This window comes from Pelagimonas sp. (assembly GCF_058892305.1).
The window spans coordinates 1-25,645 of the sequence record NZ_JBZXVN010000032.1 but is presented as its reverse complement, the minus strand read 5'-3'; the positions used below and the strand labels follow the sequence as shown (position 1 = coordinate 25,645).

Annotated in this window: 23 protein-coding genes; 13 read left to right on the top strand and 10 right to left on the bottom strand. The window is 56.2% G+C overall.

Annotated features, from left to right (window positions below; all coding sequences use genetic code 11):
- Positions 1-57: 57 nt before the first annotated feature.
- Both AC5EFR_RS13645 and AC5EFR_RS13640 read right to left on the bottom strand, forming a co-directional pair.
- Positions 58-600 (bottom strand): pseudouridine synthase, encoded by a 543-nt coding sequence (locus tag AC5EFR_RS13645; RefSeq protein ID WP_493576346.1) that lies wholly within the window; start codon positions 598-600, stop codon positions 58-60.
- The gene (locus AC5EFR_RS13640) at positions 597-1,049 is read right to left on the bottom strand and encodes a nucleoside deaminase (protein ID WP_493576345.1); all 453 of its coding nucleotides are present in this window, start codon (positions 1,047-1,049) and stop codon (positions 597-599) included. The genes AC5EFR_RS13645 and AC5EFR_RS13640 overlap by 4 nt, the downstream gene beginning before the upstream one ends.
- Before the next feature lie 75 nt (positions 1,050-1,124).
- Between AC5EFR_RS13640 and AC5EFR_RS13635 the strand changes: the two genes are divergently transcribed.
- The 7 genes from AC5EFR_RS13635 to AC5EFR_RS13605 all read left to right on the top strand — a co-directional run bounded on the left by AC5EFR_RS13635 (position 1,125) and on the right by AC5EFR_RS13605 (position 7,691).
- Complete coding sequence (locus AC5EFR_RS13635; RefSeq protein ID WP_493576344.1) at positions 1,125-1,994, top strand: pseudouridine synthase; 870 nt, start codon at positions 1,125-1,127, stop codon at positions 1,992-1,994.
- 75 nt (positions 1,995-2,069) lie between these two features.
- Positions 2,070-2,267 (top strand): hypothetical protein, encoded by a 198-nt coding sequence (locus tag AC5EFR_RS13630; protein WP_493576343.1) that lies wholly within the window; start codon positions 2,070-2,072, stop codon positions 2,265-2,267.
- Between the two features lie 392 nt (positions 2,268-2,659).
- Positions 2,660-3,109, top strand: coding sequence for a hypothetical protein (locus AC5EFR_RS13625; protein ID WP_493576342.1), 450 nt, complete (start codon positions 2,660-2,662; stop codon positions 3,107-3,109).
- A 187-nt stretch (positions 3,110-3,296) separates the two neighbouring features.
- Complete coding sequence (locus AC5EFR_RS13620; protein WP_493576341.1) at positions 3,297-4,184, top strand: 5-bromo-4-chloroindolyl phosphate hydrolysis family protein; 888 nt, start codon at positions 3,297-3,299, stop codon at positions 4,182-4,184.
- 27 nt (positions 4,185-4,211) lie between these two features.
- Positions 4,212-5,408 carry a toxic anion resistance protein gene (locus tag AC5EFR_RS13615; RefSeq protein WP_493576340.1) on the top strand — a complete coding sequence of 399 codons (1,197 nt, stop codon included), beginning with the start codon at positions 4,212-4,214 and terminating at the stop codon, positions 5,406-5,408.
- Between the two features lie 53 nt (positions 5,409-5,461).
- Positions 5,462-6,391: a DUF2927 domain-containing protein gene (locus tag AC5EFR_RS13610; protein WP_493576461.1), complete on the top strand. Its 930-nt coding sequence runs from the start codon at positions 5,462-5,464 to the stop codon at positions 6,389-6,391.
- A gap of 190 nt (positions 6,392-6,581) precedes the next feature.
- Positions 6,582-7,691 (top strand): SPFH domain-containing protein, encoded by a 1,110-nt coding sequence (locus tag AC5EFR_RS13605; protein WP_493576339.1) that lies wholly within the window; start codon positions 6,582-6,584, stop codon positions 7,689-7,691.
- On the opposite strand, the gene AC5EFR_RS13600 is transcribed toward AC5EFR_RS13605, so the two are convergent.
- Positions 7,651-8,202: a hypothetical protein gene (locus AC5EFR_RS13600; RefSeq protein WP_493576338.1), complete on the bottom strand. Its 552-nt coding sequence runs from the start codon at positions 8,200-8,202 to the stop codon at positions 7,651-7,653. The genes AC5EFR_RS13605 and AC5EFR_RS13600 overlap by 41 nt on opposite strands.
- A 97-nt stretch (positions 8,203-8,299) precedes the next feature.
- Here AC5EFR_RS13600 and AC5EFR_RS13595 point away from each other — a divergent pair, with 97 nt between their 5' ends.
- Complete coding sequence (locus AC5EFR_RS13595; protein ID WP_493576337.1) at positions 8,300-9,415, top strand: TFIIB-type zinc finger domain-containing protein; 1,116 nt, start codon at positions 8,300-8,302, stop codon at positions 9,413-9,415.
- Positions 9,416-9,428: 13 nt separating this feature from the next.
- The gene (gene dtd / locus AC5EFR_RS13590) at positions 9,429-9,872 is read left to right on the top strand and encodes a D-aminoacyl-tRNA deacylase (protein ID WP_493576336.1); all 444 of its coding nucleotides are present in this window, start codon (positions 9,429-9,431) and stop codon (positions 9,870-9,872) included.
- Between the two features lie 55 nt (positions 9,873-9,927).
- Here dtd and AC5EFR_RS13585 read toward each other — a convergent pair whose 3' ends face one another.
- The 6 genes from AC5EFR_RS13585 to AC5EFR_RS13560 all read right to left on the bottom strand — a co-directional run bounded on the left by AC5EFR_RS13585 (position 9,928) and on the right by AC5EFR_RS13560 (position 20,815).
- Positions 9,928-11,109 (bottom strand): beta-barrel domain-containing protein, encoded by a 1,182-nt coding sequence (locus AC5EFR_RS13585; protein ID WP_493576335.1) that lies wholly within the window; start codon positions 11,107-11,109, stop codon positions 9,928-9,930.
- Entirely contained in the window at positions 11,109-13,301 is a 2,193-nt protein-coding gene (locus AC5EFR_RS13580; RefSeq protein ID WP_493576334.1) for an ATP-binding cassette domain-containing protein, read from the bottom strand. The genes AC5EFR_RS13585 and AC5EFR_RS13580 overlap by 1 nt, the downstream gene beginning before the upstream one ends.
- A 20-nt stretch (positions 13,302-13,321) precedes the next feature.
- Complete coding sequence (locus AC5EFR_RS13575; RefSeq protein ID WP_493576333.1) at positions 13,322-14,578, bottom strand: TolC family protein; 1,257 nt, start codon at positions 14,576-14,578, stop codon at positions 13,322-13,324.
- Between the two features lie 151 nt (positions 14,579-14,729).
- Positions 14,730-18,815 carry a hypothetical protein gene (locus tag AC5EFR_RS13570; protein WP_493576332.1) on the bottom strand — a complete coding sequence of 1,362 codons (4,086 nt, stop codon included), beginning with the start codon at positions 18,813-18,815 and terminating at the stop codon, positions 14,730-14,732.
- Positions 18,816-19,008: 193 nt separating this feature from the next.
- Entirely contained in the window at positions 19,009-20,100 is a 1,092-nt protein-coding gene (locus AC5EFR_RS13565) for a Gfo/Idh/MocA family protein (protein ID WP_493576331.1), read from the bottom strand.
- Positions 20,101-20,113: 13 nt separating this feature from the next.
- Positions 20,114-20,815: a GntR family transcriptional regulator gene (locus AC5EFR_RS13560; protein ID WP_493576330.1), complete on the bottom strand. Its 702-nt coding sequence runs from the start codon at positions 20,813-20,815 to the stop codon at positions 20,114-20,116.
- Positions 20,816-20,900: 85 nt separating this feature from the next.
- On the opposite strand from AC5EFR_RS13560, the gene AC5EFR_RS13555 reads away from it, so the two are divergent.
- The 4 genes from AC5EFR_RS13555 to AC5EFR_RS13540 all read left to right on the top strand — a co-directional run bounded on the left by AC5EFR_RS13555 (position 20,901) and on the right by AC5EFR_RS13540 (position 25,092).
- Positions 20,901-22,055, top strand: a complete 1,155-nt coding sequence (locus AC5EFR_RS13555; protein ID WP_493576329.1) for an LLM class flavin-dependent oxidoreductase — start codon at positions 20,901-20,903, stop codon at positions 22,053-22,055.
- A 136-nt stretch (positions 22,056-22,191) separates the two neighbouring features.
- Positions 22,192-23,079 (top strand): aldo/keto reductase, encoded by an 888-nt coding sequence (locus AC5EFR_RS13550; protein ID WP_493576328.1) that lies wholly within the window; start codon positions 22,192-22,194, stop codon positions 23,077-23,079.
- 25 nt (positions 23,080-23,104) lie between these two features.
- A complete protein-coding gene (locus AC5EFR_RS13545; protein WP_493576327.1) occupies positions 23,105-23,602 on the top strand; it encodes a flavin reductase family protein in 498 nt (165 codons plus the stop codon).
- Positions 23,603-23,784: 182 nt separating this feature from the next.
- Entirely contained in the window at positions 23,785-25,092 is a 1,308-nt protein-coding gene (locus AC5EFR_RS13540) for a cytochrome-c peroxidase (protein ID WP_493576326.1), read from the top strand.
- A 2-nt stretch (positions 25,093-25,094) separates the two neighbouring features.
- Here the strand turns inward: AC5EFR_RS13540 and AC5EFR_RS13535 are convergent, their stop codons facing one another.
- Positions 25,095-25,553: an NUDIX hydrolase gene (locus AC5EFR_RS13535; protein ID WP_493576325.1), complete on the bottom strand. Its 459-nt coding sequence runs from the start codon at positions 25,551-25,553 to the stop codon at positions 25,095-25,097.
- Positions 25,554-25,645: the final 92 nt, after the last annotated feature.

Here is a 25,645-nt window from a genome sequence, read left to right as displayed (position 1 = left end):
CGGGTCCAAATTCCGTGCACGGAATTTGCAAATATTTTGCAAAATATTTAGGTGCGCTTACGCCTTGCGCCATGTGCCTGTGGCCAATCCGTCTAGACTCCAATCCCCCACGGACCACCGCACCAAACGCAGGCACGGCAGCCCGACATGGGCTGTCATCCGCCGCACCTGACGGTTGCGCCCTTCGGTAATTGTCAAGGACAGCCATGCATCCGGCACCGTTTTGCGAAACCGTACTGGCGGAGTGCGCGGCCAGAGGTCGGGCGGATCAATTCGTTCGGCTTTCGCAGGCCGTGTCAGCCCATCTTTGAGTTCAACCCCCTTGCACAGCGCCGCGATTTGCCTGTCCGAGGGTTCCCCCTCGACCTGAACCAGATAGGTTTTGGGCTTTTTGAATTTCGGGTGGGCAATCTTGGCCTGCAGTTGGCCATCATCGGTTAGAACCATCAAGCCTTCACTATCCCGATCCAAACGGCCCGCCGGGTAAACCCCCGGCACATCAATGTAATTCGACAGAGTTTCACGCTGGCTGCCCTCGGTCCCCTTGTCGGTGAACTGCGACAACACAGCAAAGGGTTTGTTGAACAAAATGACGGTCATAGCCGGCGCTCCGCAAAAAAGTCTTTCAATAGATCCGCCGCATCTTGCGCGGCAATGCCATCATAAACCTCGGGCACATGATGGCATTGGCGATGATCAAACACCCGCGCACCTTGGGCCACGCCACCTGATTTCGGATCGCCCGCGCCATAGTAAAGCCGCCCGATCCGCGCAAAGGAGATTGCCCCGGCGCACATCGGACAGGGTTCTAGCGTCACATAGAGATCATGCCCCGCGAGACGCTCAACCCCCAACACAGAACAGGCCGCGCGGATCGCCAAGACTTCGGCATGGGCGGTTGGATCGTTCATTTCACGGGTGCGATTGCCAGCTTTGGCAACCACGGTCCCAGATGGATCAACAACAACAGCCCCAACAGGGACTTCACCACGGGCCGCGGCGGCGCGCGCCTCTGACAGCGCGATATCCATATAGCTACGAAAGGTCATGACGCCCTATAGCCTCTGCCACTCAAATGGGCTAGTCGTGTTGCCTTGATCCCAATTCGCCAGAGACTGCTAGACATGACAGCTTCCGACACCCCAAAGGGCGACCGTATCGCCAAGGTTATCGCCCGCGCCGGTATTGCCAGCCGCCGTGACGCCGAAAAGATGATCGAAGCCGGGTTGGTGGAGGTCAACGGCGAGGTGATCACCCGCGCCGCTTTGAACGTCACAGAAGCCGACAGAATTGTTGTCGAAGGCAAGGAGCTGGGTGAACCTGAGGAGCCGCGCCTGTGGCTGTATCACAAACCAACCGGTTTGGTGACAACAACCAAAGACGAACAGGGTCGCCCGACGATTTATGACGACCTGCCCGAAGACATGCCGCGCGTTATGAGCGTCGGCCGTCTTGACCTGAATTCCGAAGGGCTGCTTTTGCTGACCAATGACGGCGGGGTCAAACGCAAGCTTGAACTTCCATCGACAGGTTGGCTGCGCCGCTATCGTGTCCGAGTGAATGGTCGTCCAACGGACGAGGTTCTTGAGCCGCTTCGCAAGGGGATTGTCGTCGATGGTCAGCGCTTTCAGCCGATGACCGTCACAATCGACCGCCAGCAAGGGGCCAACGCTTGGCTAACGGTCGGCCTCCGCGAGGGGAAAAACCGCGAAATTCGCCGCGCGATGAATGACATTGGGCTTTTTGTGAACAGGTTGATTCGCATCTCATATGGTCCGTTTCAACTTGGCCAGCTCAAAGATGGGGCCGTCGAAGAAGTGCGGCGCAAGATTGTGCGTGACCAATTGGGGCTTGCCACCGAGCAACCCACGGGAACGGCCAAACGCGCCGTGTCACGGACGCGCAAACCGAGCACCACAGCAAAACCTAAAACCTTCAAACCAAACGCAAAAGCCCCCAAAGGCAAGGCCACACGTCCAAAGCGGAGCCGTTAAGGCCCGGTTAACGCTTCTCGAAGTTACCCGTATCCTGCCCAGATTTTGCCCGGTTTTGCGCGCAAGCATAGAGGCATGTTGACCACAGTTCTTGCTCTTGCGACTTTGTTCGCCACGATGTTTCTCATCCTCGGCAATCTTCGGATGGTCGCCCGCGATACCTATGACGCGTTGGCCAATTCAACGTTTCGCGCCTATTCCGAGGGACAGCTCATGCCGCGTTTGGCCTTTGCTGCTTTGTGGCTGATGATATTCGCGCTGAGTTGCTTTTGACGGAGGGTAAAATGCGTGACATGAGACAATTCGAACGTTCACCAGAAGCTCCGGTGTTTGATTCCGGGCTTAATGTTTTGTTTCTTGCCGCCTTCCCTCTTGTTCTATGGCTGTTTCATGGTTCCCTAACGGGCATCGCAACCGCCTTGCTTGAAATGGGGTTGCTATCTCTCGCCTTGCGTCTGATTTCGCGAGGCCAAGACATCCAACGCGGTTATGATTTGGTCCCAGTATGCAAAGCTCCAAGGCTGCCTCGGAAACTTGTAGGGTCCCTTTTGATAGGCCTTGTCGTCTTGATTCTCGCGGGTCACCATTTCCCCACCGCGAGCCTTCCGCTCATGCTTGCCTGCGTCGCGACTGGACTAAGCCTAACTGCGTTCGGCATGGACCCGTTGAAAGACAAGGGCGCGGACAATCCTGAGCTGCTTAACCGCATTGCCGCAGAGCATGCCTGGGATGAAGCCGACAACATATTGTCACAAATTACGGACCGGATTGCGTTGTTTGACGACGCTGATTTAACTCTCAAATCCGATGCAACCCGTGCCATGGTCATGCGGCTGATGCGCAGTTTTGGAACTGATCCGAAGGATTTGTTCAGGATCAGCAAACTGGTGAACAAGTTTTCTGACATTTTGCGTACAGAAACGGACCGCCTCGAAGCGGCGTGGCATGGAGATGATCACCTTTTTGCGCGCCAACGGTTTGTCCTCAAACTGGAAGTGCTTAGTGAAAGCTTCGAAGCACATGCCCGCGACGGCAGTCAACGCAGCGGCCGCGATGCATTTGATCTCGAAGCTGACCTTCTTTTGGACAGGATGCCTCAAGAATCGGCGGCGTGATGCCGGTCTGACGCTCAAAGCGGCCAGTTCCCCCTAGCAAGCTCGAAACTTTATCCCTAAGTTACAAGGCGAAACCTGACACAACCGGGGGGTTCCATGTCCGGAAGCGGCTTGCAAAAGCTTAGTTACATTTTGTTGATCGTCCTCTTGTTCGGCCTCTCCACCGGCTGGCTAGGGGGCCTTTGAAATGGCACAACGATTTGGTGGGCAATTTAGCCCGGATGGCTCTGACGATCCCAATGATGATCTGCCTGCCAAGGGTGCGTACCACAAAGCCAAGGTAAGCCCGGTTGGCGCGCGATCGAACGTGATGTTTATTCCACCTATCGTTCTGGCTGCGACGTCGATCAATGACGGGGCCGTTGGTATGGCCGTCGGCCTTGTTGGCGCCGGCGCGTTGATCCTTGGGGCGTGGCTCTTGCGCGAAGGGCTTGAGGCCGAGGCCGCCTATGATGAACGCAAAGTGGCCCGTCGCCCCGGATTTCCGCGCAAAATTGCGGCTGCTGTACTAACTGGCATCGGGGCCGCCATTGCCGCCTATAGTTCGGAGCCCGGCGTTGTAGCGCCGCTGATCTTCGGCAGCGCGGCTGGTGTGTTGCACCTTGGGGCCTTTGGCATCGACCCGCTCAAGGACAAGGGCATGGAAGGCATCGACACCTTTCAGCAAGACCGTGTTGCGCGCGTTGTGGATGAGGCCGAGGCCCAGCTTGATGCGATGACCGATGCCGTCAAACGCGCCGGTGATCGCAAGGTCGAGGCCCGTGTCGAGCGGTTCCAAATCAAGGTTCGTGAAATGATCCGTACCGTCGAAGAAGATCCGCGCGACCTCACCGCTGCCAAGAAGTATCTTGGCGTTTACCTGATGGGGGCCAAGGACGCGGCGGTTAAGTTTTCCGATATCTATGCGCGCAACGAAGACCGTCAGGCGCGCAGCGATTTCATGATGCTTTTGACCGATTTGGAAGAAAGTTTTGGCAAGAAGACCGAGAAGCTTCTTTTGGATAATAACGCCGATTTGGCGATTGAAATAGATGTGCTGCGCGAACGGCTGCAGCGCGAGGGTGTACGCCTGTAGAAGGCGGAATTTAAAACGGGGGATCCCATGTCTGAGAATGTTCGTAAGCAAGCCGAAGAGGCGCTGGCCTTGGTCGAAGAAGTCAACGCAGTGATCCTGCCAGAGCCAGGTGAGGCGAACGCCGTTGTGCCATTGGCCGAAGCCGCGCCAGAAGTGGGCGAAGAAATTCGCACACGTATGGATGAAATCGACATGGGTGACACCAATTCGATCGTGTCCTTTGGCTCCGCGGCTCAGGCCGAGCTGCAAGAGATTTCTCAGGCGATGTTGACCGATGTGCGCAATAAAGACGTCGGCCCGGCGGGCGACGGTCTACGTGACATGGTTACCACCATTCGCGGTTTTTCGGTTTCCGAATTGGACGTGCGTCGCAAGCAAACATGGTGGGAAAAACTGCTGGGTCGCGCCGCGCCCTTTGCCAAATTCACCGCCCGTTTCGAAACTGTTCAGGGTCAGATCGACAAGATCACCGACAGCCTGCTCAAACATGAGCACACGCTTTTGAAGGACATCAAATCGCTTGACCTTCTCTATGAAAAAACTCTGCAATTCTATGACGAGCTGGCGCTGTATATTGCGGCTGGTCAGGAAAAGCTGAACGTTTTGGATACCGTCGACATTCCGGCCAAAGAGGCCGAGGTTCAGGCGGCTGACGAAAACGATCAGGTCATGGTGGCGCAACAATTGCGCGATTTGCGCGCCGCGCGTGATGATCTGGAACGCCGCGTCCACGATCTAAAACTGACCCGTCAGGTCACGATGCAATCGCTACCTTCGATCCGTTTGGTTCAGGAAAACGACAAATCGCTGGTCACCAAAATCAACTCGACCTTGGTCAACACCGTGCCGCTTTGGGAAACCCAACTGGCTCAGGCCGTCACCATCCAACGCTCGGCCCAAGCCGCCGCTGCGGTGCGTGAAGCCAATGACCTAACCAACGAATTGCTGACCTCGAACGCATCGAACCTGCGCGAAAGCAACAAGATGATCCGCGAAGAGATGGAGCGTGGTGTGTTTGACATCGAAGCGGTCAAACAGGCCAATGCCGATCTGATTGGCACCATCCAAGAGAGCCTTCAAATCGCCGACGAGGGCAAAGCACGTCGTGCCGCCGCCGAAGACGAGCTCAAGAAAATGGAAGCGGAACTGCGCGATACCTTGGCCTCGGCCAAAGCGCGCAAAGACGGTGTTGGTGACAATGCCGCGACTGCGGTTCCGGCCTGATCCAGTTGCGCTGGCGCAAGACACTTACCGCCTCGGCGGCGTTGATTGGCGTCATGGCCCTTTTGGGCTGTGACGCTTCTACGCTTGCGCCGCGCAAAACCTCTGTGACACCGGCGGTGCGACCAACCGGCTTGGTCCCGCCTCCACCAGCGCCTGTTCAACCTGCGCGCCCCACTGGCCCCTCGGCGGCCAGCAAAGAGCTGATGGATTACTACGCTCGGGTGCAAAACGACCTTCTCGTTCGTGGCTTATTGCGCACCGATGGCGGCGGCCCGGATACGGCGTTCACCGACACGATGTTGATCCGCAATTTCGAACAAATTGCGCTTGCCGAAGAATATGAACGCGGAGCCGGGTTAACTCCGTCCTCTGGTACGCCAAGCGCGGTCAAGAAATGGACCAAACCGATCCGGATGGTCACCGAATTTGGGGCCGGCGTTCCCAAAGACCAGATCGCCGAGGATCAGGCCCGCGTCACAGCCTATGCAGCACGCTTGGCCCGGATCACCGGCCATCCCATTCAAATGACTGCCCAAGACCCGAACTTTCATGTGTTGTTCATGTCAGAAGACGACACTCAATTTATCGCTCCTAGAATACAGCAGCTTGTTCCCGATGTGACACCTTCGGCACTTCGGGTGTTTGATGACTTGCCACGTTCAATCCACTGTTTGGTTGTCGCCTTTTCCGACACCCCAAACGGCTATGACTATGGCCAAGCTATTGCGATTATCCGCTCCGAACACCCGGACCTGTTGCGCCGCTCCTGTATTCACGAGGAAATCGCCCAAGGGTTGGGTTTGGGCAACGATGATCCGCGTGCCCGCCCGTCCATTTTCAATGATGATGACGAATTCGCCTTGCTGACAACGCACGATGAAATGCTGTTAAAAATTCTCTATGATCCACGCTTACGTCCCGGAATGAAGCGTGAAGACACACGCCCCGTCGTGATCGAACGTGCCGCTGCGTTGGTAAACTAACCGCCACTGCCTTTTGAGCACGAGGCCGGGCCTGCAACAGGTGATGTATTGCCGGGGTGTTTCGACCTACAACGACAAACTGGTACTTTAATCAGCCTTTTCCCCCATGAGTTTTAACAGGTGACGCTAGAAACTCGTGCCGTGAATGGTTATCTTTTTGCCATCAACGACCCAGAGGGGACCGAGTTTTATGGGCATTTTCGATTTTCTATCCGGCCAGTTTATCGACGTTATTCACTGGGTGGACGATACACGAGACACATTGGTTTACCGATTTGAGCGCGAAGGCCATGAGATCAAATACGGGGCCAAGCTAACCGTTCGCGAAGGGCAGGCCGCCGTCTTTATCCACGAAGGCCAATTGGCTGACGTCTTTACGCCCGGGCTTTATATGTTGGAAACCAACAACATGCCCATCATGACATCCCTTCAGCATTGGGATCATGGGTTTAATTCGCCGTTCAAATCAGAAATCTATTTTGTGAACACCAACCGGTTCACCGATCTGAAATGGGGCACCAAAAACCCGATCATGCTGCGCGACCCGGAATTCGGGCCGACCCGCATTCGGGCCTTTGGCACCTATTCGATCAAAGTCGCTGATCCGGCGCTGTTCCTCAAAGAGATCGTTGGCACCGATGGTGAATTCACCATGGACGAGATCAGCTTTCAGATCCGCAACATCATCGTTCAGGAATTCAGCCAGTCGATCACCAAATCCGGCATTCCTGTTCTGGATATGGCGGCCAATACCGGCGATGTTGGCAAGCTTGTTGCCCAAGCCATCAGCGGCACCATTGCGCAATACGGTCTTGAATTGCCTGAACTTTATATCGAAAATATCTCGCTTCCACCAGAAGTCGAAAAGGCGATGGATACCCGCACCTCGCGTGGTATCACCGGCAATCTTGACGACCACATGAAGTACAAAGCAGCCGAGGCCATGGGCCAAGGCGGCGCGATGGATCAATCCATGGGCATGGGGTTTGGGGCCGGTATGGGCATGAACATGGCCAATCAAATGGCCGGTGGGATGGCCCCCGCCGGACAACAGCCGGGCGCGGGTCTGACGCCGCCGCCTCCCCCCGTCGAACATGTCTGGCATTTGGCTGTGAACGGCCAAACGACGGGTCCGTTTTCCAAAGCAGACCTTGGCCGGATGACCACAAGCGGGGAGCTTGCCCGCGACACCCATGTTTGGACACCAGGACAGGACGGTTGGAAAAAGGCCGGTGACGTTCAAGAGCTAGCACAGCTCTTTACCGTGATGCCGCCACCGCCTCCTCCGCCAGCTGGCTAAGTAAAATAGGGCCCAAACAGGCGTCCGGCGCAAAGTCGAAAGTTTCGACGTGCCGGGCAGGAAAGGGTTTGTAAGACGACACCTGACTTTCAACGATCAAGGTGTCGTCAACACAGATATCTTGCGCGAAATTGCCGATATTGAATCCAAATCCGCCTTTCCCACATCCACTTCCATCGCCCGCCATGTTCCAGGCCTGTGGCATGCGCACAATCGCGCTTTCGTGCAAAAACATCCCTTCCCTAGGCAAAAGGTGCAACCGCCATGCGGTGGTTTCCGACTTTTGGCCCAACCCCCAAGAGCCGATCTCTGCGCCATCTTTGAAGCCTGTTACCTGAAAACAGTGCAGGTCATCGCCTGTCACAATCGACGAGGATGCCAAGGCATCATCATATGCCAACGCCCCTTGCATGCTATAGCCTTGTCCTCCGATCCACTGGAACTCAAAGAAGACCTCTCCGGCAGAAAGGCTGGATGCGAAGATTGTAAAAACGAGTGTAAATAGGCGCATGGCGAGGTCAGGAACGAATGTTAAAGGTATGTGTTTGAATACTTTTCATTTGAACCAAAATTGACCATTTTGCCAGTAAGTCAAGCAGGAGATCACAATGTCAGGTCACCCCGAGCCAACCCAAAAAGCCAAAGAAGAACATCGCTTCCCCTGTGATCAATGCGGTGCAGATTTTCGGTTTGATCCCGATGGCGGTCAAATGGTCTGTGACTTTTGTGGTCATACAGCAGAAGTCACAGAGACCGGCCCATGGGAGGGGGGCATTCGTGAATTGGATTTCAATGCGGCCATAAACAACGTGCTTCCGTTGCAAGAAATGGAAGAAACCCGCGTTTCAAAGTGCCCAAATTGCGCCGCAGAAGTCGAATTTGATCCCGATTTACACGCCTCCGAATGCCCGTTTTGCGCGACACCCGTGGTCACGGATACAGGAGAACACAGGCATATCAAACCCAAGGGACTCCTGCCCTTTGCCTTGGACGACAAGGCCGCGCACGACGCCATGAATGACTGGTTGGGGCGGTTGTGGTTTGCGCCAAATGGGTTGCAGGACTACGCCCGAAAGGGGCGCAAAATGAACGGTATCTATGTGCCATATTGGACCTATGATGCTGATACAAAATCCGCCTATCGTGGCGAGCGTGGCACGATTTATTACGAGACAAGAACCGTTATTCGCGACGGGAAAACCCAACAGGAAAGGGTGCAGAAAATCCGCTGGACCCCGGTGTCGGGGCGCGTGGCACGGTTCTTTGATGATGTGTTGGTTCTGGCCTCCAAAGCCTTGCCCAAGACATACACCGATGCGTTAGAGCCGTGGGATCTTAGCGCTATGGAACCTTATCGGCCTGAATTCCTTGCCGGATTTCGGGCCGAAGGGTACCAAGTCGACCTGGATGTTGGCTTTGACGAAGCCCGCGCCATAATGGATCGCCAAATTCGCCGCGATGTAAAATTCGACATCGGTGGTGACCGGCAACGCATCCATGGGCTCGACACACATGTGTCTGATGTGACCTTTAAACACGTGCTATTGCCGGTCTGGATGGCGGCCTACAAATACCGCGGCAAAAGCTATCGCTTTGTTGTCAACGGGCGCACGGGGCGGGTCAAAGGCGAGCGCCCTTGGTCAGCATGGAAGATCAGCTTTGCCGTTGTGTTGGGGCTTCTGGTTGCCGCCGGTATTGGCTACGTCGTCGCTATGAACCAATAAGAAGGCAAAAGATATGCGCGCATTGTTACAACGGGTTTCCGAGGCCCGCGTTGAAGTGGACGGAGAGACCATTGGTGAGATTGGGCCGGGTCTTTTGGTTCTTATCTGCGCGATGCAGGGCGACTCCGAAGCTCAGGCCGACAAACTGGCCGCCAAAATTGCCAAGCTACGAATTTTCAAAGACGATGACGGGCGCATGAACAGGTCGGTCAAAGACATTGGCGGAAGCGTATTGGTGGTGAGCCAGTTCACTCTTGCCGCCGATACGTCCCGTGGAAATCGCCCGGGCTTTTCGACTGCAGCGCCGCCAGTGGACGGCGAAGCGATGTATGAATATTTCGCCAAACAGATAGCCGCCCAAGGCCTTTCCATCGCGAAAGGCCAATTTGGGGCCGATATGAAAGTCAGCCTATTAAACGACGGTCCGGTGACCATTTGGATGGACAGCGAGGCGTGAGCGACCAAAACCCGTGCACGGGTTTTGCAAATTTCGTCGACGAAATTTGGGAGCCTTACGGCTCCCGGAACGCCTCACGAGATTTGTACAACGGCTTGAGAAGATACTGCAAAACCGTCTTTTCACCGGTATGCAACTCGGCCTGCGCCAACATACCGGGGCGAATTTCCATCGCCGCCTGACGATCAGTCATCGACGACATATCAACCCGAATTGACACTTTGTAATGCGCCTCAGTCTCCGGACGGCGTTCATCTTTGTAGGTGTCAGCCGAGATCACGTCGACACGCCCTTTGAGGGTTCCGTAGATCGTATAATCATAGGCCGTCAGCTTGATCGTGGTCTCTTGACCCGGACGGATATTCGCAATGTTTTCCGGTTTGACCTGCGCCTCAACAAACAGCTCTTCGTCCACCGGAATGATTTGCAAAATCTCTTCGCCGGGACGGACAACTCCACCAATTGTGGTGACGCTCAAGTTGTTGACGATGCCGTGCATCGGAGACGTCAGCACGGTCCGGTTCAACTGATCCTGTGATGCCTTAAGGTTTTGCTGCAATGTCGCCAGCTCTTTCAGGGTGTCCGAATACTCTTCAGCTCTGGCCAATTCCGTCTGCGTGACAATCTCATCATAAAGCTTCTTGGCGTCGGCCTGGGCTTTGCGGGCCCGTGTCACTTCGATCAGGGCAACAACCTTTTTGTCCAAAAGGTTTTCCATCAAATCGAGCTCGCTCTGGGCCTGATCCAAAACCCGGCGCGCACCCGAACTTCGGCTGATGAAATCCGTGTAGCGCGCATAAAGCAGCGCCTCTTCGGACGCCACCATATGAGGCGAACGCATCTCCAAAGATGCGGGGACGTCAAAAGTCGACGCCCCCGCCAGTTCGGCCTCGAGCCGCAGGCGGCGGACCTCGAGGGCGGTGATTTGGTCGCTCAAGTCATCAACCGAGCTTTTGAATTGGGTACCGTGCAGACGCGCAAGCACATCGCCGCGCAAAACTTCATCCCCCTCTTTGACTAGCAACTCAGAGAGAATGCCGCCTTCGAGGTTTTGGATGATCTGTGGGCGTGACGAAGAGATGATCTCGCCCTCGGCACGTACAATTTCGTCGACCCAAGCAAAGGATGCCCAGATTACAAAGGCCCAGACCGAAATGGCACAAAGCCAAATTGTCATGGACGGGCCATTCATGTCCTTTTGCAGCTGTGCTGCCAGATTGGTCGAAGACACAGCCATTATGCAGCCCCCTGTCCGGCCGTGCGCAGGTGATCAAGCACCTGATCGCGCGGGCCATCAATTGCCATACGGCCGTTTGCCAAAATCATCGTGCGAGATGCCAAAGACAAGATCGGCACCCGGTGTGTCGCAATCACCGCCGTGCGGCCTTGCAACCATGTTTCCAGCCGTGAAATCAGCGTCTTTTCAAGCGTTTGATCAAGGGCCGCCGTCGGCTCATCCAAAAGGCAAATGTCCGGATCCTGAAGCCAAAGCCGCGCCCAGCCGATGCTTTGACGTTGGCCAACCGAAAGGCCTTCGCCACCATCACGGATTTCCAGATCAAGGCCCTTGGGATGGCTTTTGACGAATTGCCCCAACCCGGCAAAATCCAGCGCTTCGAACAGACGTTCGTCATTGCGCTCCATCATATTGAGGTTGAGATTGTCGCGCAGCGTCCCATGAAACAGACGGACGTCTTGGCCCAGATAGCCAATGGTCCGGCGTAAATCACGCGGTTCGATCTGCGACATCTCGGTGCCATCAATCAAAAGCTTGCCCGATGTTGGCGCATAAAGCCCGGTCAGCATTTTCAGCAGGGTCGATTTGCCCGACCCATTGGCCCCAAGGATGGCCAAAACCTGACCCTGTTGGATTTTAAGCGCCTGCAAATCCAGAACGGGGGACCCTTCGGGGTCATAGTGATAGCTGGCATCGCGCAGCTCATATTCACCGTTTAGTTTTTCGCGGCGCAAATAGGTCCGTTCGGTCGAGCGGTCACAATCGACATGAGCAATTGCGTCCAACCCGTCCAGCGCGCTTTTGACATTGCCCCAGCGCGCCATGATACCCGACAGCTGCGTCAAAGGGGCCAAGGTGCGCGACGACAAAATACCAACGGCGATGATCGACCCGACGGTGAATTCACCCGCAAAAACAAGGTATGTCCCGGTGATGACCGCGCCGACATAGGTGGCCTGCTGAACGCCTTGGCTCCAAAACGTCAGGGACGCCGCCAGTTTGCGTTGTTCGGAAGATTTCAAAGCTTGGACAGCAGTCAGCTCTTCCCACGTCCGCTCGAACCGGTCTTCGGCGCGTTGGGTTTTGATCGTATCGAGCTCAACCACCACCTCTTGGAGCAAACGGGATTGTTTAGAGGATGCGCCCTGCATTTCCTGCGTGAGGCGGATCATTTTCTTCTGCATCAAGAACCCGGGCACCACCATCATGATGCCCCCGGCGATCAAGACCCAGACAACCGACCCAGCGATTGACCAGACAAGGGCGAGAAAGACGAAGATAAACGGAATGTCGGCCAAGGCCCCTACCGTCGAAGCGGTAAAGAATTCACGGACCGAGCCAAATTCACGCATCGCAGAGAACAGCTGAGACGGCGACCGACCCGCGAGATCAGAGCGCATGCCCAGCAAGCGTTGCATCAGGGTTTTCTGCACCCCCAACTCGATCTGGCGCCCTGCCCCATCGAGCAATTGCGAGCGCGCAACCTTAAGGAAGGCCTCAAGCAACAAAGCCAAACCAGCACCAGCGGCCAAGACCCAAAGGGTTGCTTCGGATTGATGCGGGATCACCCGGTCATAAACCTGTAGCGAAAACAGCGCCACAGACACGGCCAACAGGTTGGCCACAAAAGAGCCCAAGGCGACTTCGCTGAAATGGCGCGAAAAGCGACGGAATTCGCCCCAGAACCAATGGGTATTCTCATCTAACTTGGCATGGGTTTCCGAAAGCACCTGAACCGGAGCCTCTGCCCGAACCAATCGGCCCGAGAAATACGGACCAAATTCGGCAATGGCGACTTCGGAGCGGCGATCGGTGCCGCTTTCGTCATAGATGGTTAGACCGCCATCTTGTTGACCAAGCACCAAGACGGTTTGACCGTTGCTCATCAAGGCGATGGCGGGCCAAAGGGTTGGCACCAAACTATCCGGCTCTTGCAACTCGGCGATCAAACCAGCGGCTTCTAGCCCGGCCTTTAGCGCGACCTCGTCATAGCTGTCATCACAACCGGCCTCGCGCACCAAGGCTTCGAGAATGTCATGCTTGCGGGCGTCCACACCAAGGCGGCTGCCTAGAGTCAGGATCATATCAGCGCGCGATTGCGCCTTTTCGGAATAGCGAGACTGACGGGCGGCTCCGATGCTTGCCCCCGTTGGGACGGCCCGCAAAACCGCGTCTTTGGCACGATCCGCCATGCGGAGTATTTGAGGCGAGGTCAAATCTGCGCTCCTTCGGCCAATCCGCCGCGCAGACGCGCCAGTTCAAGCTCGGCCCGCGCCGCCTTGTATTTCAGATCGATTTCACGCTCCAGCGCCATTGCATAAGTCTCGTACACACCAACTACATCCATTACTTGTCTTTGACCGCCGTCATATTGCGCTTGGAAAAGGTCGAGGTTCTCTTTGGCCCTTTGGGTCAAGGTCGTGGCCTCAATTGCTTGTCGGCGGAAGGCTTCAAGCTGACGTGACTGTGCCGCAATATCGCGCGCGGCGTCTTCGCGGGCTTCTTCGACCCGGCGAGCGGCGGTTTCCTTGGTCACCTCAAGGGCCTCGAACTCGGCCATTGTCCCTAGGCTAAACAGGGTGTCGGTGGTGACTGTCGCCCCAACGGACGGGGCGCTTTGACCGCCCTTGGCGTTGACAAACAGACCCGGCAAATGCTGTGCCCGGCTAATCTTGGCTTCGGCAATCGCGCGTTCCTGTTCGCCTTTTGAGCGCAACACACCCAGCGCCTCTGCGCTGCTATCGGACCGCAATCCACCAATTCCACGTAGGTCGCTAAGCTGACGCGCTGACATGGCGTTCAGCTCTGCCATGGCGGTTACGGTGGCTTCTTGTGCCTCAGAGGATCGGGCCTGCATTGATGACAGTTTTTGCTGCAACACGTTGAGGTCGGACATATCCGATACGCCGCCGTTGACGCGCTGCTGCATGACCCATTCGAATTGACTCATGTCCCTGATCGCCACGGCCAGATGGCTTGATACGTCCCGGTTTTGTTCGGCCTTGAGGTACAAGGACAAGGCATCGTGAACCCGTTGATTGCCGTCTTCGACAAGGGTTACGGCGGCGATTTCAACATTGGCCTTGGCCAGATCACGCTCAGCTTTCTTGCGGCCGTTGTCAAAGATGACCTGATTGATCACCAGATCGGTGACAAATTCGCCAAGTGAATTGAGCGATACATCGGGTCCTATCGAGGGGAGCCAGTTGTACTTGGCCGCTTGCTCTCGCAATCGTGCCACCCGCAACTCGGCCTCGGCCACACGGGCATCAGATGCAATCACAGCATCCGCCACGCGGCTATAGGGTGTCCCAGAGATCAAAACCGATGGTCGACCCTGTAACGCCTTTATGATCTCGGATGAATCCGAGGCTCGGACAACCGCTTTCTTGGGTTTTCCGGCTGGGGCCGCCGCATCCGGTTCAGCCCCCTTGAAGCGAGAGACTACGCCCTCACCCATATCTTTCATGCATCCGGGCAGCATCGCAACAGCGATGATCAAGCCCAGGCTCCGCCTGCTCATACTCATAGTCGTGCCCCCGTATCGGCGCGATTGATTTTTATAATTTCGGGATCCAGGGCCCGGTTCAGCCGGGCCTCTGGACGTTTTATACTGGTACTTAAACGACGCCAGTCGACACGTTGGTGATGTCGTCGTCAATCAACAGAGTAGCATCACCCAAGGTGAAGACATTGTAGGTCTCGCCACCTTCGGTCTGCGTACCGGCCGCCTGAGCACCGGTGATCGTAACGCTATCGTCAACCCCACCATGAACAACCAGAGTGTCCGTGTTGGACGACAAGGCCGTCAACTGGGCTTCTGTGATGGTCAGATGGCTATCCTCGGCGAACTGCAAATCGATTGTTTCGATGTTGAAGCCGGACAAGGTCGAGGCCAAATCGTCAGTCATCGTCACTTCGGACGTCGCCAGATCATCAGTCACCAGATAGGAGCTCGACACATTGCCTGCGCCATCCGTCGAAGTCAGAACCAAGTGCGATCCATCCGGAACAGCGTCCGAGAAACTATGGAAGGTTAGATCCAGAGCATCGACATCGACCTGGCTTTCCAGAGCAACACCGACAACGCTTGGGCTTGAACCTTCGCCACCAATGACGCGCCCGATTTCAACGGTATCGTCGCTGATTTCGGTCCGGATTTGGTCGACACCCTCATGGTTGCGGCCATAGCCTTCCCAAGCAAGCTCGCCGGGGGCTTCGGTATCAACATTGATGGTTTCGGTCACAGTGCGGGTGTTGCCAGCAAGGTCCGTGGCGTCAACCGTTGCGATCTGAGGACCGGTCCCCGGCAAGATCGAGCCGGGAGGAATGTCCACAGTCCAGCCACCATTTGAGTTAACCGTCGCTGTGTGAGCAACGCCACCAAAGGTCACAACAACCGTCGATCCAACTTCGACCTGACCACTCATTTCAAAGCCCTGAGCCGCCTCTTCTGCGTTGACAATGTCATCGCGTGTGGTGGGATCAGTCGACACATTGAGGCGGTTGACCTCGGTGTCGATGTCAAAATTGGTGGTGGTTTCGGCCGTGTTGCCTGCGACATCCGTTGTCTGGATCAACGCGCTTGTCGCGTGCTCACCCGCCGGGATTTCGCTTGCCGAGAAATCCACAGACCAGTTGCCATCGCCATCAACCGTCGCGGCACGTGTCACCCCGTTGAAGGTCACAGCAACCGTACCGCCGGGTTCTGTTGTGCCCGCTAGTGTAAAGCCATCCGACGCCTCGTCAGCGTTGATAACATTGTCGCCCTCAACCGGGTCGCTGCTGACGCCAAAGTTCAGAACTTCGGTATCAACATCAACGCTGTCGGTACGGGTAAGCGTGTTACCTGCGCTGTCGGTGATCGTCGCGGTGATATCGGCCGTGTAGGTGCCCGGTGCAATTTCGCTGGCGGCGAAAGGTGCCGTCCAGATACCGCTGGCATCGGTTGTGACCGTGTGGGTCACGCCGTTCATGGTCACATCAACCGATTGGAACGGTGTCGATGTCCCGGTCAGGACCACACCATCCGATGCTTCGGCAAAGTTGACCATGTCATCCCCTTCGACCGGAGCCGGCGAGATGGTGAGCAACCCTGCGTCTGTATCAACGCGAACCTGCTGAGAGATCGTGTCCGAGTTGCCGGCCAGATCGGTAGAAACCGCCGTCATGGTGACCGTGCGGTCGCCGCTTGGCAATTGCGCTGCCGAGAAGCTGGCGGACCAGCTACCATCGGCTGCAACCGTTGCCGGAACGGTCACACCGTCCAGCGTCACATCAACGGTGCCGCCCGGCTCGGTTGTGCCGGTCATGGTTAGCCCTTGCGAGGCCTCTTCGGCGTTGATCACACCATCGGCCCCACCAGGGGTCGAAGTGAAGTCAAAGTCACGGACCAGCGTATCGACATCAACGGTGCCCGTTGCCGTCGCTGTGTTACCGGCGGCATCGGTAGAGACCGCGGTTACGTCCAAAGTGGTTTCACCAGTCGGCAGGTCAGAGGCTGCAAAGTTCGCGGTCCAGCTACCGTCCGAGGCAACAACCGCCGTGTGTGTCACACTGCCCATTGTCACTTGAACCGAGGCACCTGTTTCGGCTTGGCCGGTCAGGACAACACCGTCAGAGCGTTCCGCCGCGTTTACGACGCCTTCGCCTTCGACATTGGCCGTCATCACCGAGACATTGGTTTCGGTGTCGATATTGATCGTTCCGGTCGCCGTTGCAACGTTGCCCGCCGCATCGGTGGAGACCGCGGTTACATCCATTGTGGTGGTGCCGGTCGGCACATTGTCCGCCGGAATTGTGACGCTCCAGCTACCGGAGGCATCGACAACAGTGTTCAACACTGTGCCACCAACGGTGACTTCGATCGCGGCACCCGCTTCGCCAACACCGTTTAGAACCACACCATCGGCGCGTTCCGCAGCGTTGACGGTTCCGTCACCCTCTACGTTGCCGGTCGCCATGGCGATGTCGTTTTGGGTGTCGATGTTGATGCCACCAGACGCCGTAGAAATGTTCCCGGCCAAATCGGTGGAAGTCACAGACACGTCCGCAACCGTTGTGCCCGCTGGCAAGAAGCCCGCGCCAATGTCCACAGACCAAGAGCCGTCATCACCAACCGTGGTTGACCAAGTGTTGCCGTTGATTGCGACTTCGATCGACGAACCGGCTTCGCCCGTCCCGCCAACAGTCACCGTGCCGCCATGTTCAACAGCGTTAACAATGCCATCTGCGGCCACGGTCGAGGTATCAACCGTCACACCGGCTTCGGTGTCGACATTGAACGTGTGCGACATGGTCACAACGTTGCCCGAAATGTCGGTCGAAACGATCTGAGCTGTGGTGCTGTAGGTGCCTTCGGCCAACATCGAGCTGTCGAAAGTCACGCTCCAGTTGCCATCGCCATCCACGGTCACAGACTGCATCTGCCCTTCGATGGTCACCTCAACGGTTGATCCCGCTTGGCTTGTGCCAGTCAGGGTCACACCCGCTGCATATTCGCCCGCATTGATCAAATCATCGCCGGTCAAAGGCGCATTGCCCAAGGTGACTTCGTTGACAGTATCAATTTGAATTTGTTCGTTCACAACGGTTGTGTTGCCGAAACTATCGGTCGCGGTGATCACCACATCTTGGGTGTATTCACCCGCAGGCAGAACAGTCGCATCAAAAGTGAAAGACCAGCTGCTATCCTCGCCAACAACAACAGTTTCACTGTGTTCACCGATAGTGACGGTCACAGTGGAACCAGCTTCGGCCGACCCCGAGATTTCAACGCCGTCCTGATGATCTTCGCCATTGAACAAATCGCCGAGCGAAACAGTCCCATCTGTGGCTTCAAGCACCGGAGGTGTCGTGTCAATTTCGAAGGATGGTCCGTCCAGCTCGATCACCTCGCCGCCGGGATTGGTCACAACAACCGGGATGTCGGTATAGACGCCATCAACAGGGAAATCATCCCCGGTGAATACAGCTTCCCATGTGCCGTCCTCACCAATTTGAGTTGTGACTTCTTCTTCACCGATTGTCACAACAACATCGGATCCCGGCTCGCCGGTTCCGGTGATTGTGATTGACGGCTCATCGCCGCCACCGATGTCATAATTATTGTCCGGATCGTCAACAGTGGGAACGATTGGATCGCTTCCCCCACCGCCACCGCCGGGGTTACCGCCCGCAGCAACCCCAAGAAGCGCCGCAGTCCCGAGACCAGCAGCCCCAAGGCCACCCATGCCCAAACCGGCCGCACCAAGCAGGCCCGCGCCAAGCATCGAAACCTCTTCGCCTTCGGGGTCGTAAGGAACAGCACCGTCAAGCGCGACCTGAGGATCATCAACAAAGATCAACTCGTCGGTCGGGCTCCACTTGCCCCATGTTTCGGTCGGCCCATATTGCGCGAACAATGCCCCACCGTCCGCCTCAACAAAGCTCACTTGGTTCAGCTCACCACCGGAGCTGAGGAACAAGCGGCTTCCGTCGCCGTTGTCCGAAAAATACCCTTCAAGCACGATGACCCGACCGTCGGTCAGGGTTATCAGCAGATCATCTGCTGCACGGTCATACCCGCGCAATTCAGCTCTGTTCAAATTCAGGGAAATGTCCTGTCCGCCTTGGGCATTGACAAGGAAATCCTCATCACCACCACCAACAGAACCACGCTCAATCGCACCCGCACGGGTACGCACCACGAAATCGATCGCGCTCATGATAACACCGCTCTACCTCTACGTGACCGTTTGTTTTTTTATGGTCACTTATTTTGCTCTGCCCATCTTTTAACGCAATTCCCTGAAACGCGCTAGAAGGAATATGTGGGAGGTAGCAAAATCTTGGGGTTAGAGGGCGAATCAGCACGAATTGGGGGGATAGCTGTGGCAAAAAAGCGGCATTTTCGCCGGATCAAAGGTTAACAACAGCCCCTGTAATCGCCGATCTCTGTGCGGCGTGACCGATGCGCACCGCCCAAGCCCCATCGTCTAGCGTCACATCTACCGGCTTCTGACCGCGCACCACAGCCAGAAAGTTCTGATGCTGATAGAAGGTCGAGCCATTGTGATCCCCCGCCTCCAATAGCGCCTCTTCGACCGGAATTTCCAGGGCAACCGGCCCCTTTGGCGCACGCGGGCTCACGATCACCTGCGACACCGGTGGTTCGCCCAAATGCTCCGGCCAAAAGCGCCCTGGCCCCGGAACCAAAGCTTCGATTTTGCCTTTTGGACCCACGGCGCTTAACTCTTCCTGATAACGAGAGCCTTCTGCAAACATGCACAGTTCCAACATGGCCCGTGTGCCGTTGGCAAAATCGACAATCACATAACCACTGTCCCAAATATCGGAGTCGGCACCGTCATAGGTTTCGCCAATATGATTAACCGCCTGCCCAGCGCTGGCCATGACCCGCACCGGATCGGACTGCAACGCCACCCGCATCAGATCAAAGAAGTGACAACATTTCTCGACCAACGTCCCGCCGGTTTTGGCGTTGAAGCGGTTCCAATCCCCAACTTTTGTCAAAAACGGGAAGCGGTGTTCGCGGATGGTAAGCATTTTGACGCCGCCTGTCGCGCTTTCTAGCTCGTTCAGAAACTTAGCCACCGGCGGCATATAGCGATACTCCATCGCAACCCAAATCGGAGCAGGATAGGACGCTTTGATCGCATCGATCCGCGCGGCGTGATCCGGATCAGTATAGAGGGGCTTTTCCATCAAAAGTGGCAAAGGACGCGTGCGGGCGATTTCTTCGAGCTGCTCCACATGCAGGTAATTGGGGCTTACCACCAACAGGCAATCCAAGGCGTCATCCGCCAAAAGATCACCAACCGAAGCGTAAAACACAGCGTCCGGCACAATCGCACGCGCCTTGTCCGCCATTCCCGCGTCAGGTTCAAAAATCGCCTGCACACGCGCACCATCCAACAGGGCGATATTGCGCAGATGCTCTTGCCCCATCATGCCGCAGCCGATGACGCCATAGTTGATGATCTTAGTCATTCTTTTCCCTGTCTTATTTTAGTCGCGACACGTAGGTGGCCACGTTTGTATCGATCCAGCCGCGCGAAACCTCGACCCGGCTGCCATCATTTGCGAGGCTGACCCGTGTCGCCAAGACCGTTGGCGTGCCGGTCGCAAGGCCATAGCTGTCCGGGGCCCAGTCTGGAACTTCGGACACAGAGAACCGGTCTTCGGCTGATTTGATCCATAGACCCAGTTTTTCGCGGTAATAAAGGTAAAGCGATTCCGAAAGATCGCCCTCGGACACTTCGCTCGTATAAGACGCGTCCAGCCAGATTTCCTCGACGACCGCCGGTTTGCCGTTCAGGCGGCGCAAACGCCGAATGCGATGCGCCTCATCACTTGCCCCAAACTCCGGAAGATCATCTGGCTTTGTCACGCGATCCACCGACAACAATTCCGCAGTGGGCAAGCCGCCCCCCTCATGGAGCTCGACCCGGAAAAACGTATACACTGACTGCACGTCGCTTTGGGCGCGCACATAGTTTCCAGAGCCCTGAATACGCTCAAGCATTCCCTTTTTCGTCAAATCTGCCAATGACTTGCGCAACGTGCCAACCGAGGTCCCAAGCTGGGCTGCATATTCCCGTTCGGGCGGAAGCCGTTCCCCTTCGGCCAATCGACCAGCATTGATTTCACGGATCAGCATTTCACTGATCTGAAGGTAAAGCGGCAGGGAATGGCGGTCTCTCATCGGGCGGTAATCCAAAATTGATCCACCATTGATTTACTCAGAATCGGATGCTACGCAAGAGAAAATGCATGGGAGGTGCACCTTAATGACAATCGTACCCATCACGTCCCCCGATCTGGACGCGGCAGAAGTTTCATGGTTCGCAGCGCTGTGCTCGGACGACTACGAATTCCTTGGCGTGCCGGATGGCAAGCTGCGCTCAAGCTGGGCGCATTGTTCCGGCATCGTCAAAGAGGCCGAAGCGCAAGGGTTTCGCAATATCCTGTGCCCATCCTCCTATCAAGTTGGCCAAGACACGCTCAGCTTTGTTGCCGGATGCGCTCCGATTACTGACAAGATCAACATGCTGGCCGCTGTGCGCTGTGGTGAGATGCAGCCCATCATGCTGGCCCGCACGCTTGCCACGCTCGACCACATGCTCGAAGGGCGCCTTACGGTGAACATCATTTCTTCTGACTTTCCCGGTCAAAAAGAAGAGAGCAGTTTTCGCTATCAACGCTCCCGCGAAGTGGTTGAGATTTTGAAACAGGCCTGGACCCAAGACAAAATCAACCACAAGGGCGACGTGTATGATTTTGCCGAACTCGGGACTGACCCGGTGGTGCCGTATCAAACCGGTGGGCCTTTGCTCTATTTTGGCGGCTATAGCCCTGATGCGCTTGAGCTTTGCGGCCAGCATTGCGACGTTTACCTGATGTGGCCGGAACCCAAAGACCAGCTTGCGGAACGCATGAAAGCGGTGAATGTGGTCGCCGAACGCTATGGTCGCACGCTTGATTATGGCTTGCGGGTGCACTGCATCGTGCGCGACACCGAAGCCGAAGCCCGCGAATACGCCCAGCACATCGTTAGCAAGCTAGACGATGACAAAGGTACGGAAATTCGCGACCGCGCCTTGGATTCCACCTCTCTTGGCGTCTCACATCAGGCCAAAAACCGCGAACTCGCGGATATGGAAGGCTTTGTTGAGCCGAACCTTTGGACCGGTGTTGGACGGGCGCGATCCGGCTGTGGCGCGGCGCTTGTTGGCTCAACCGATCAGGTTCTGAGCAAGCTAGAAGAATATCAGAAAATGGGCATGCGCGCCTTTATCTTGTCGGGCTATCCGCACATGGATGAGTGCAAGCATTTTGGCGAAAAGGTCCTTCCTCAGATGAAGACTTGCTCGCTCCCGCAAGCCTATGGACGGGTGCCAACATCGGCCCCGGCCACACCTTTGGCGGCAGGTCCACGCCGCTAGCCCGACCGCCTGACAAGAACACTTTGGTGATGTCGTTGTTGAACCCTTCCTTTCAAAGCGATATCGCCCAAGCACCTTTAATTCAGGTAACTTTTGAAATGACTGCCGCGCCTTGCCCGGCCTGACGGAGATCAAAATGGATCGTATCAAACTCAATGACGCGCTGGACATGAGCCGCCTCGTTTATGGCATGTGGCGTATTGGCGATGACGCAGATACCAGCGCCGCCCACATCCAGAACAAGATTTCCGCCTGCCTTGATCAGGGCATCACCACAATGGATCAGGCCGACATTTATGGCGGTTACGAGGCCGAGGAAATCCTTGGCAATGCTTTGACACCCGAATTACGCAACCAGATCGAGATCGTCACCAAATGCGACATCGTCGCGCCGATGGGCCGCTATAGCGATGCGCCGGTCAAGTATTACGACACCAGCCGCGCCCATATCATGGCCTCGGTTGACCATTCGCTGCGTCTGATGAAGGTTGATCACATTGATCTCTTGCTCATCCACCGCCCCGATCCTCTTATGGATCACAAGGAAACCGGTGCTGCGCTGGATGATGTTGTGACAAGCGGCAAGGTTCGCGCCGTTGGCGTGTCGAACTTCCGCCCCTATGATTGGGACCTGCTGCAATCAGGCATGAAAACCAAACTGGTCACCAACCAGATTGAAATGAGCCTGCTGTGCCACGATGCATTCACAAACGGCGATTTGGCGCATCTCCAGCGTCTCGGCATTGCGCCAATGGCATGGTCCCCGCTTGGTGGCGGTGCCTTGTTTGATACCGACAACGCCGGATTGCGCAGCAAGCTTGCCGAAATCGGTGCCGCACAGGGTGTGGATGAGGCTGCCGTCGCGGTTGCGTGGCTTTTGGCCCACCCCGCAAGCATTCTGCCGGTTCTAGGCACCAACAATCTAGACCGGATCAAACAGATCGGTGATGCTGCCAAAGTAGAAATGGATCGCAAGACTTGGTTTGCGCTTTATACAGAAGCGCTTGGCCACGAAGTCGCCTGATCCAGAGAAAGCGAAGAACGTGACGATGCAAACCACCCGATTTGATCCGGCCCAGTCCGACCCACGTGCCTTTCGCGATGCGCTGGGGCGGTTTGGCACCGGTGTGACCGTGATCACCTGTGCGACCCCAACCGGGCCGCTCGGGATCACTGCCAATAGCTTTGCCAGTGTCTCGCTTGACCCGGCCTTGGTGCTTTGGTCGCCGGCCAAAGGGTCGTCGCGCTATCCGTTTTTCATGGCCGCGGAACATTTTGCGATCCATGTGATTGCGGATGAGCAAAAGGACATCTGTCAGGGCTTTGCCCGGTCGGGCGACGCCTTTGACGGGCTGGATTGGGAAAACAGCCCGCGTGGCGTTCCCCTGATCAACAATTGCCTGTCGCGTTTTGAATGCCAAACGCACGCCACACATGACGGTGGTGATCATTCGATCATCGTGGCCAAAGTGATCGAAGTGGCGACCCGCACCGGGGATCCATTGATGTTCTTTGGCGGGCAATACGGCAGCTTTGCGCCCCAATAAGACGAATCATCATTTTCGCCATTGTGGAAACAATACCTGCGCGCAACAGCCCATTGTTGCGCGCACCTTTTGCTATCCTCGCGTAAACAATAGAGGAATCCGCTACTTGTCAGGTGGCGCTGGCTTGGGCAGTCTGAAAGAATTGCAGATAACATTTTCGTGACCAGCCCAAGGGTAACCCTATGCGTATTCTTTCCCGGCTTTCCATTTCTCTGGCAACGGCCTGTGTCATGGCCACATCTTCGGCCAATGCCGACACCATGTCCAAATCGGATTTCATCAATTTTGATCCAAAGCAGGCCGCTCTGGGTCAGTTTTTGTTTTACGACAAAATCCTGTCGGGCAATCAAAACATCAGTTGCGGAACCTGTCACCATCATACGCTCGGCGGAACCGACGGCGTTAGCCTTGGCATCGGCGAAGGCGGCGAAGGGCTAGGGCCAAATCGCAGCCCCGGTAGCGGTGAGACCAAAATCGCATCACGGATACCGCGCAACGCCCCGGCCCTGTGGAACTTGGGGCACCGCGATGTGCGCGTCCTGTTTCACGATGGTCGCGTCGAGGCCACAGACGCAAAGGGCGGGCGGTTTGAGACACCGGCCGAGGCGCGCCTCCCTCACGGATTAAACTCGATCCTTGCGGCGCAGGCGCTTTTCCCGATGAGCTCAGACGCCGAAATGGCCGGAGTTGCCTCCGAAAACCCGGTCGGTGCCGCCTTTGAAGAGCGCATTGATCATGGCTGGGAGGCAGTCGCCAATCGGGTGCGCAACACCCCAAACTACACCCCACATTTTACCAAGGCCTTTCCACATGTCGCCTCGGCGCAAGACATCACTATTGTCGAAATCGCCAACGCGTTGGCTGCGTTTATTGGCACCGAATGGCAAAGCTTTGACAGCCCCTATGACGCCTACCTAACCGCCGGAACGCCGCTGCCTGCGGACGCAGAACGCGGTCGTCAGCTCTTCTTTGGGGAGGCAGGTTGCGCGCAATGCCACAATGGCCCGCTCTTTTCAGATCAGGGTTTTCACTCGGTTGGGGTGCCGGCTTTTGGCCCTGGACGCATCGACGGACAACGCGATATCGGACGCATGGAAACAACCGGCGATGCCGATGACGCCTATAAGTTCCGCACACCATCCCTTCGCAACATCGCGCTTACCGGACCCTATGGCCACAACGGGGCCTTTCCGACCCTGCGCGACATGATCCGACACATGGCCAACCCCGAAGGATCACTCGCAGATTGGACGCCGGATATGGCCAGCCTCCCCAAAGTCGCCTGGCTTCAGGATGTAGATTTCAAAGTCATGTCAGACCAGAACGAAATGCAGCGTTTATTGGCCAATCTCGACACCACCAAGGTCCCGCTAAGCGACGCCGACATTTCCGATATCGAGGCCTTCTTGCATGCCCTGACCGGAGCAAGCGCAGAAACGCCGCCTATGGGCCGCCCCGACACCGTGCCAAGCGGCTTGCCGGTCGATTAACGTCAGGATGCTTTGAGTAGCTCTCGGATCACAGGCTGCTTGCGCGGCTTGCGATCCAGAGACCGCAGCATCTTTGCCAATTGCTTTTCCTGAACACGGCGCGCCGCCGCCTTGGGCGTAAACCAACGACGGGTGCGCTGTTTGCGTTCTTTCCAATCGCGCTTCAGCTTTTCAACGATCATCGGGTAAACGCGCACGACACAAGGCAAGGGTTTGCCGTTGTCCAACACCTTGTCGTATTTATAGGTCCCGATCATATCGTGGCTAATTCGGCCTTTGATCCCCGCCTCTTCCAAGGCTTCGATCGACGCGGCCTTCCAGGGTTTGGTGTTATCCATTTCCCAACCCTTGGGCACAATCCAGCGCCCCGTTCCGCGCGAGGTAACCATTAACACTTCTAACTTGCCGTCTTTGTCCCATCGCAAGGGCAAAGCAGCGATCTGTTCGCCTTTTTTAGCCATACTCGTCCTCATTCGCGCGTTGAGTACATAACGCCTGATGTTTGACTTTTACAGGCTAAACAGGTGAATTTTTTGTTAACAATGCTGAAATT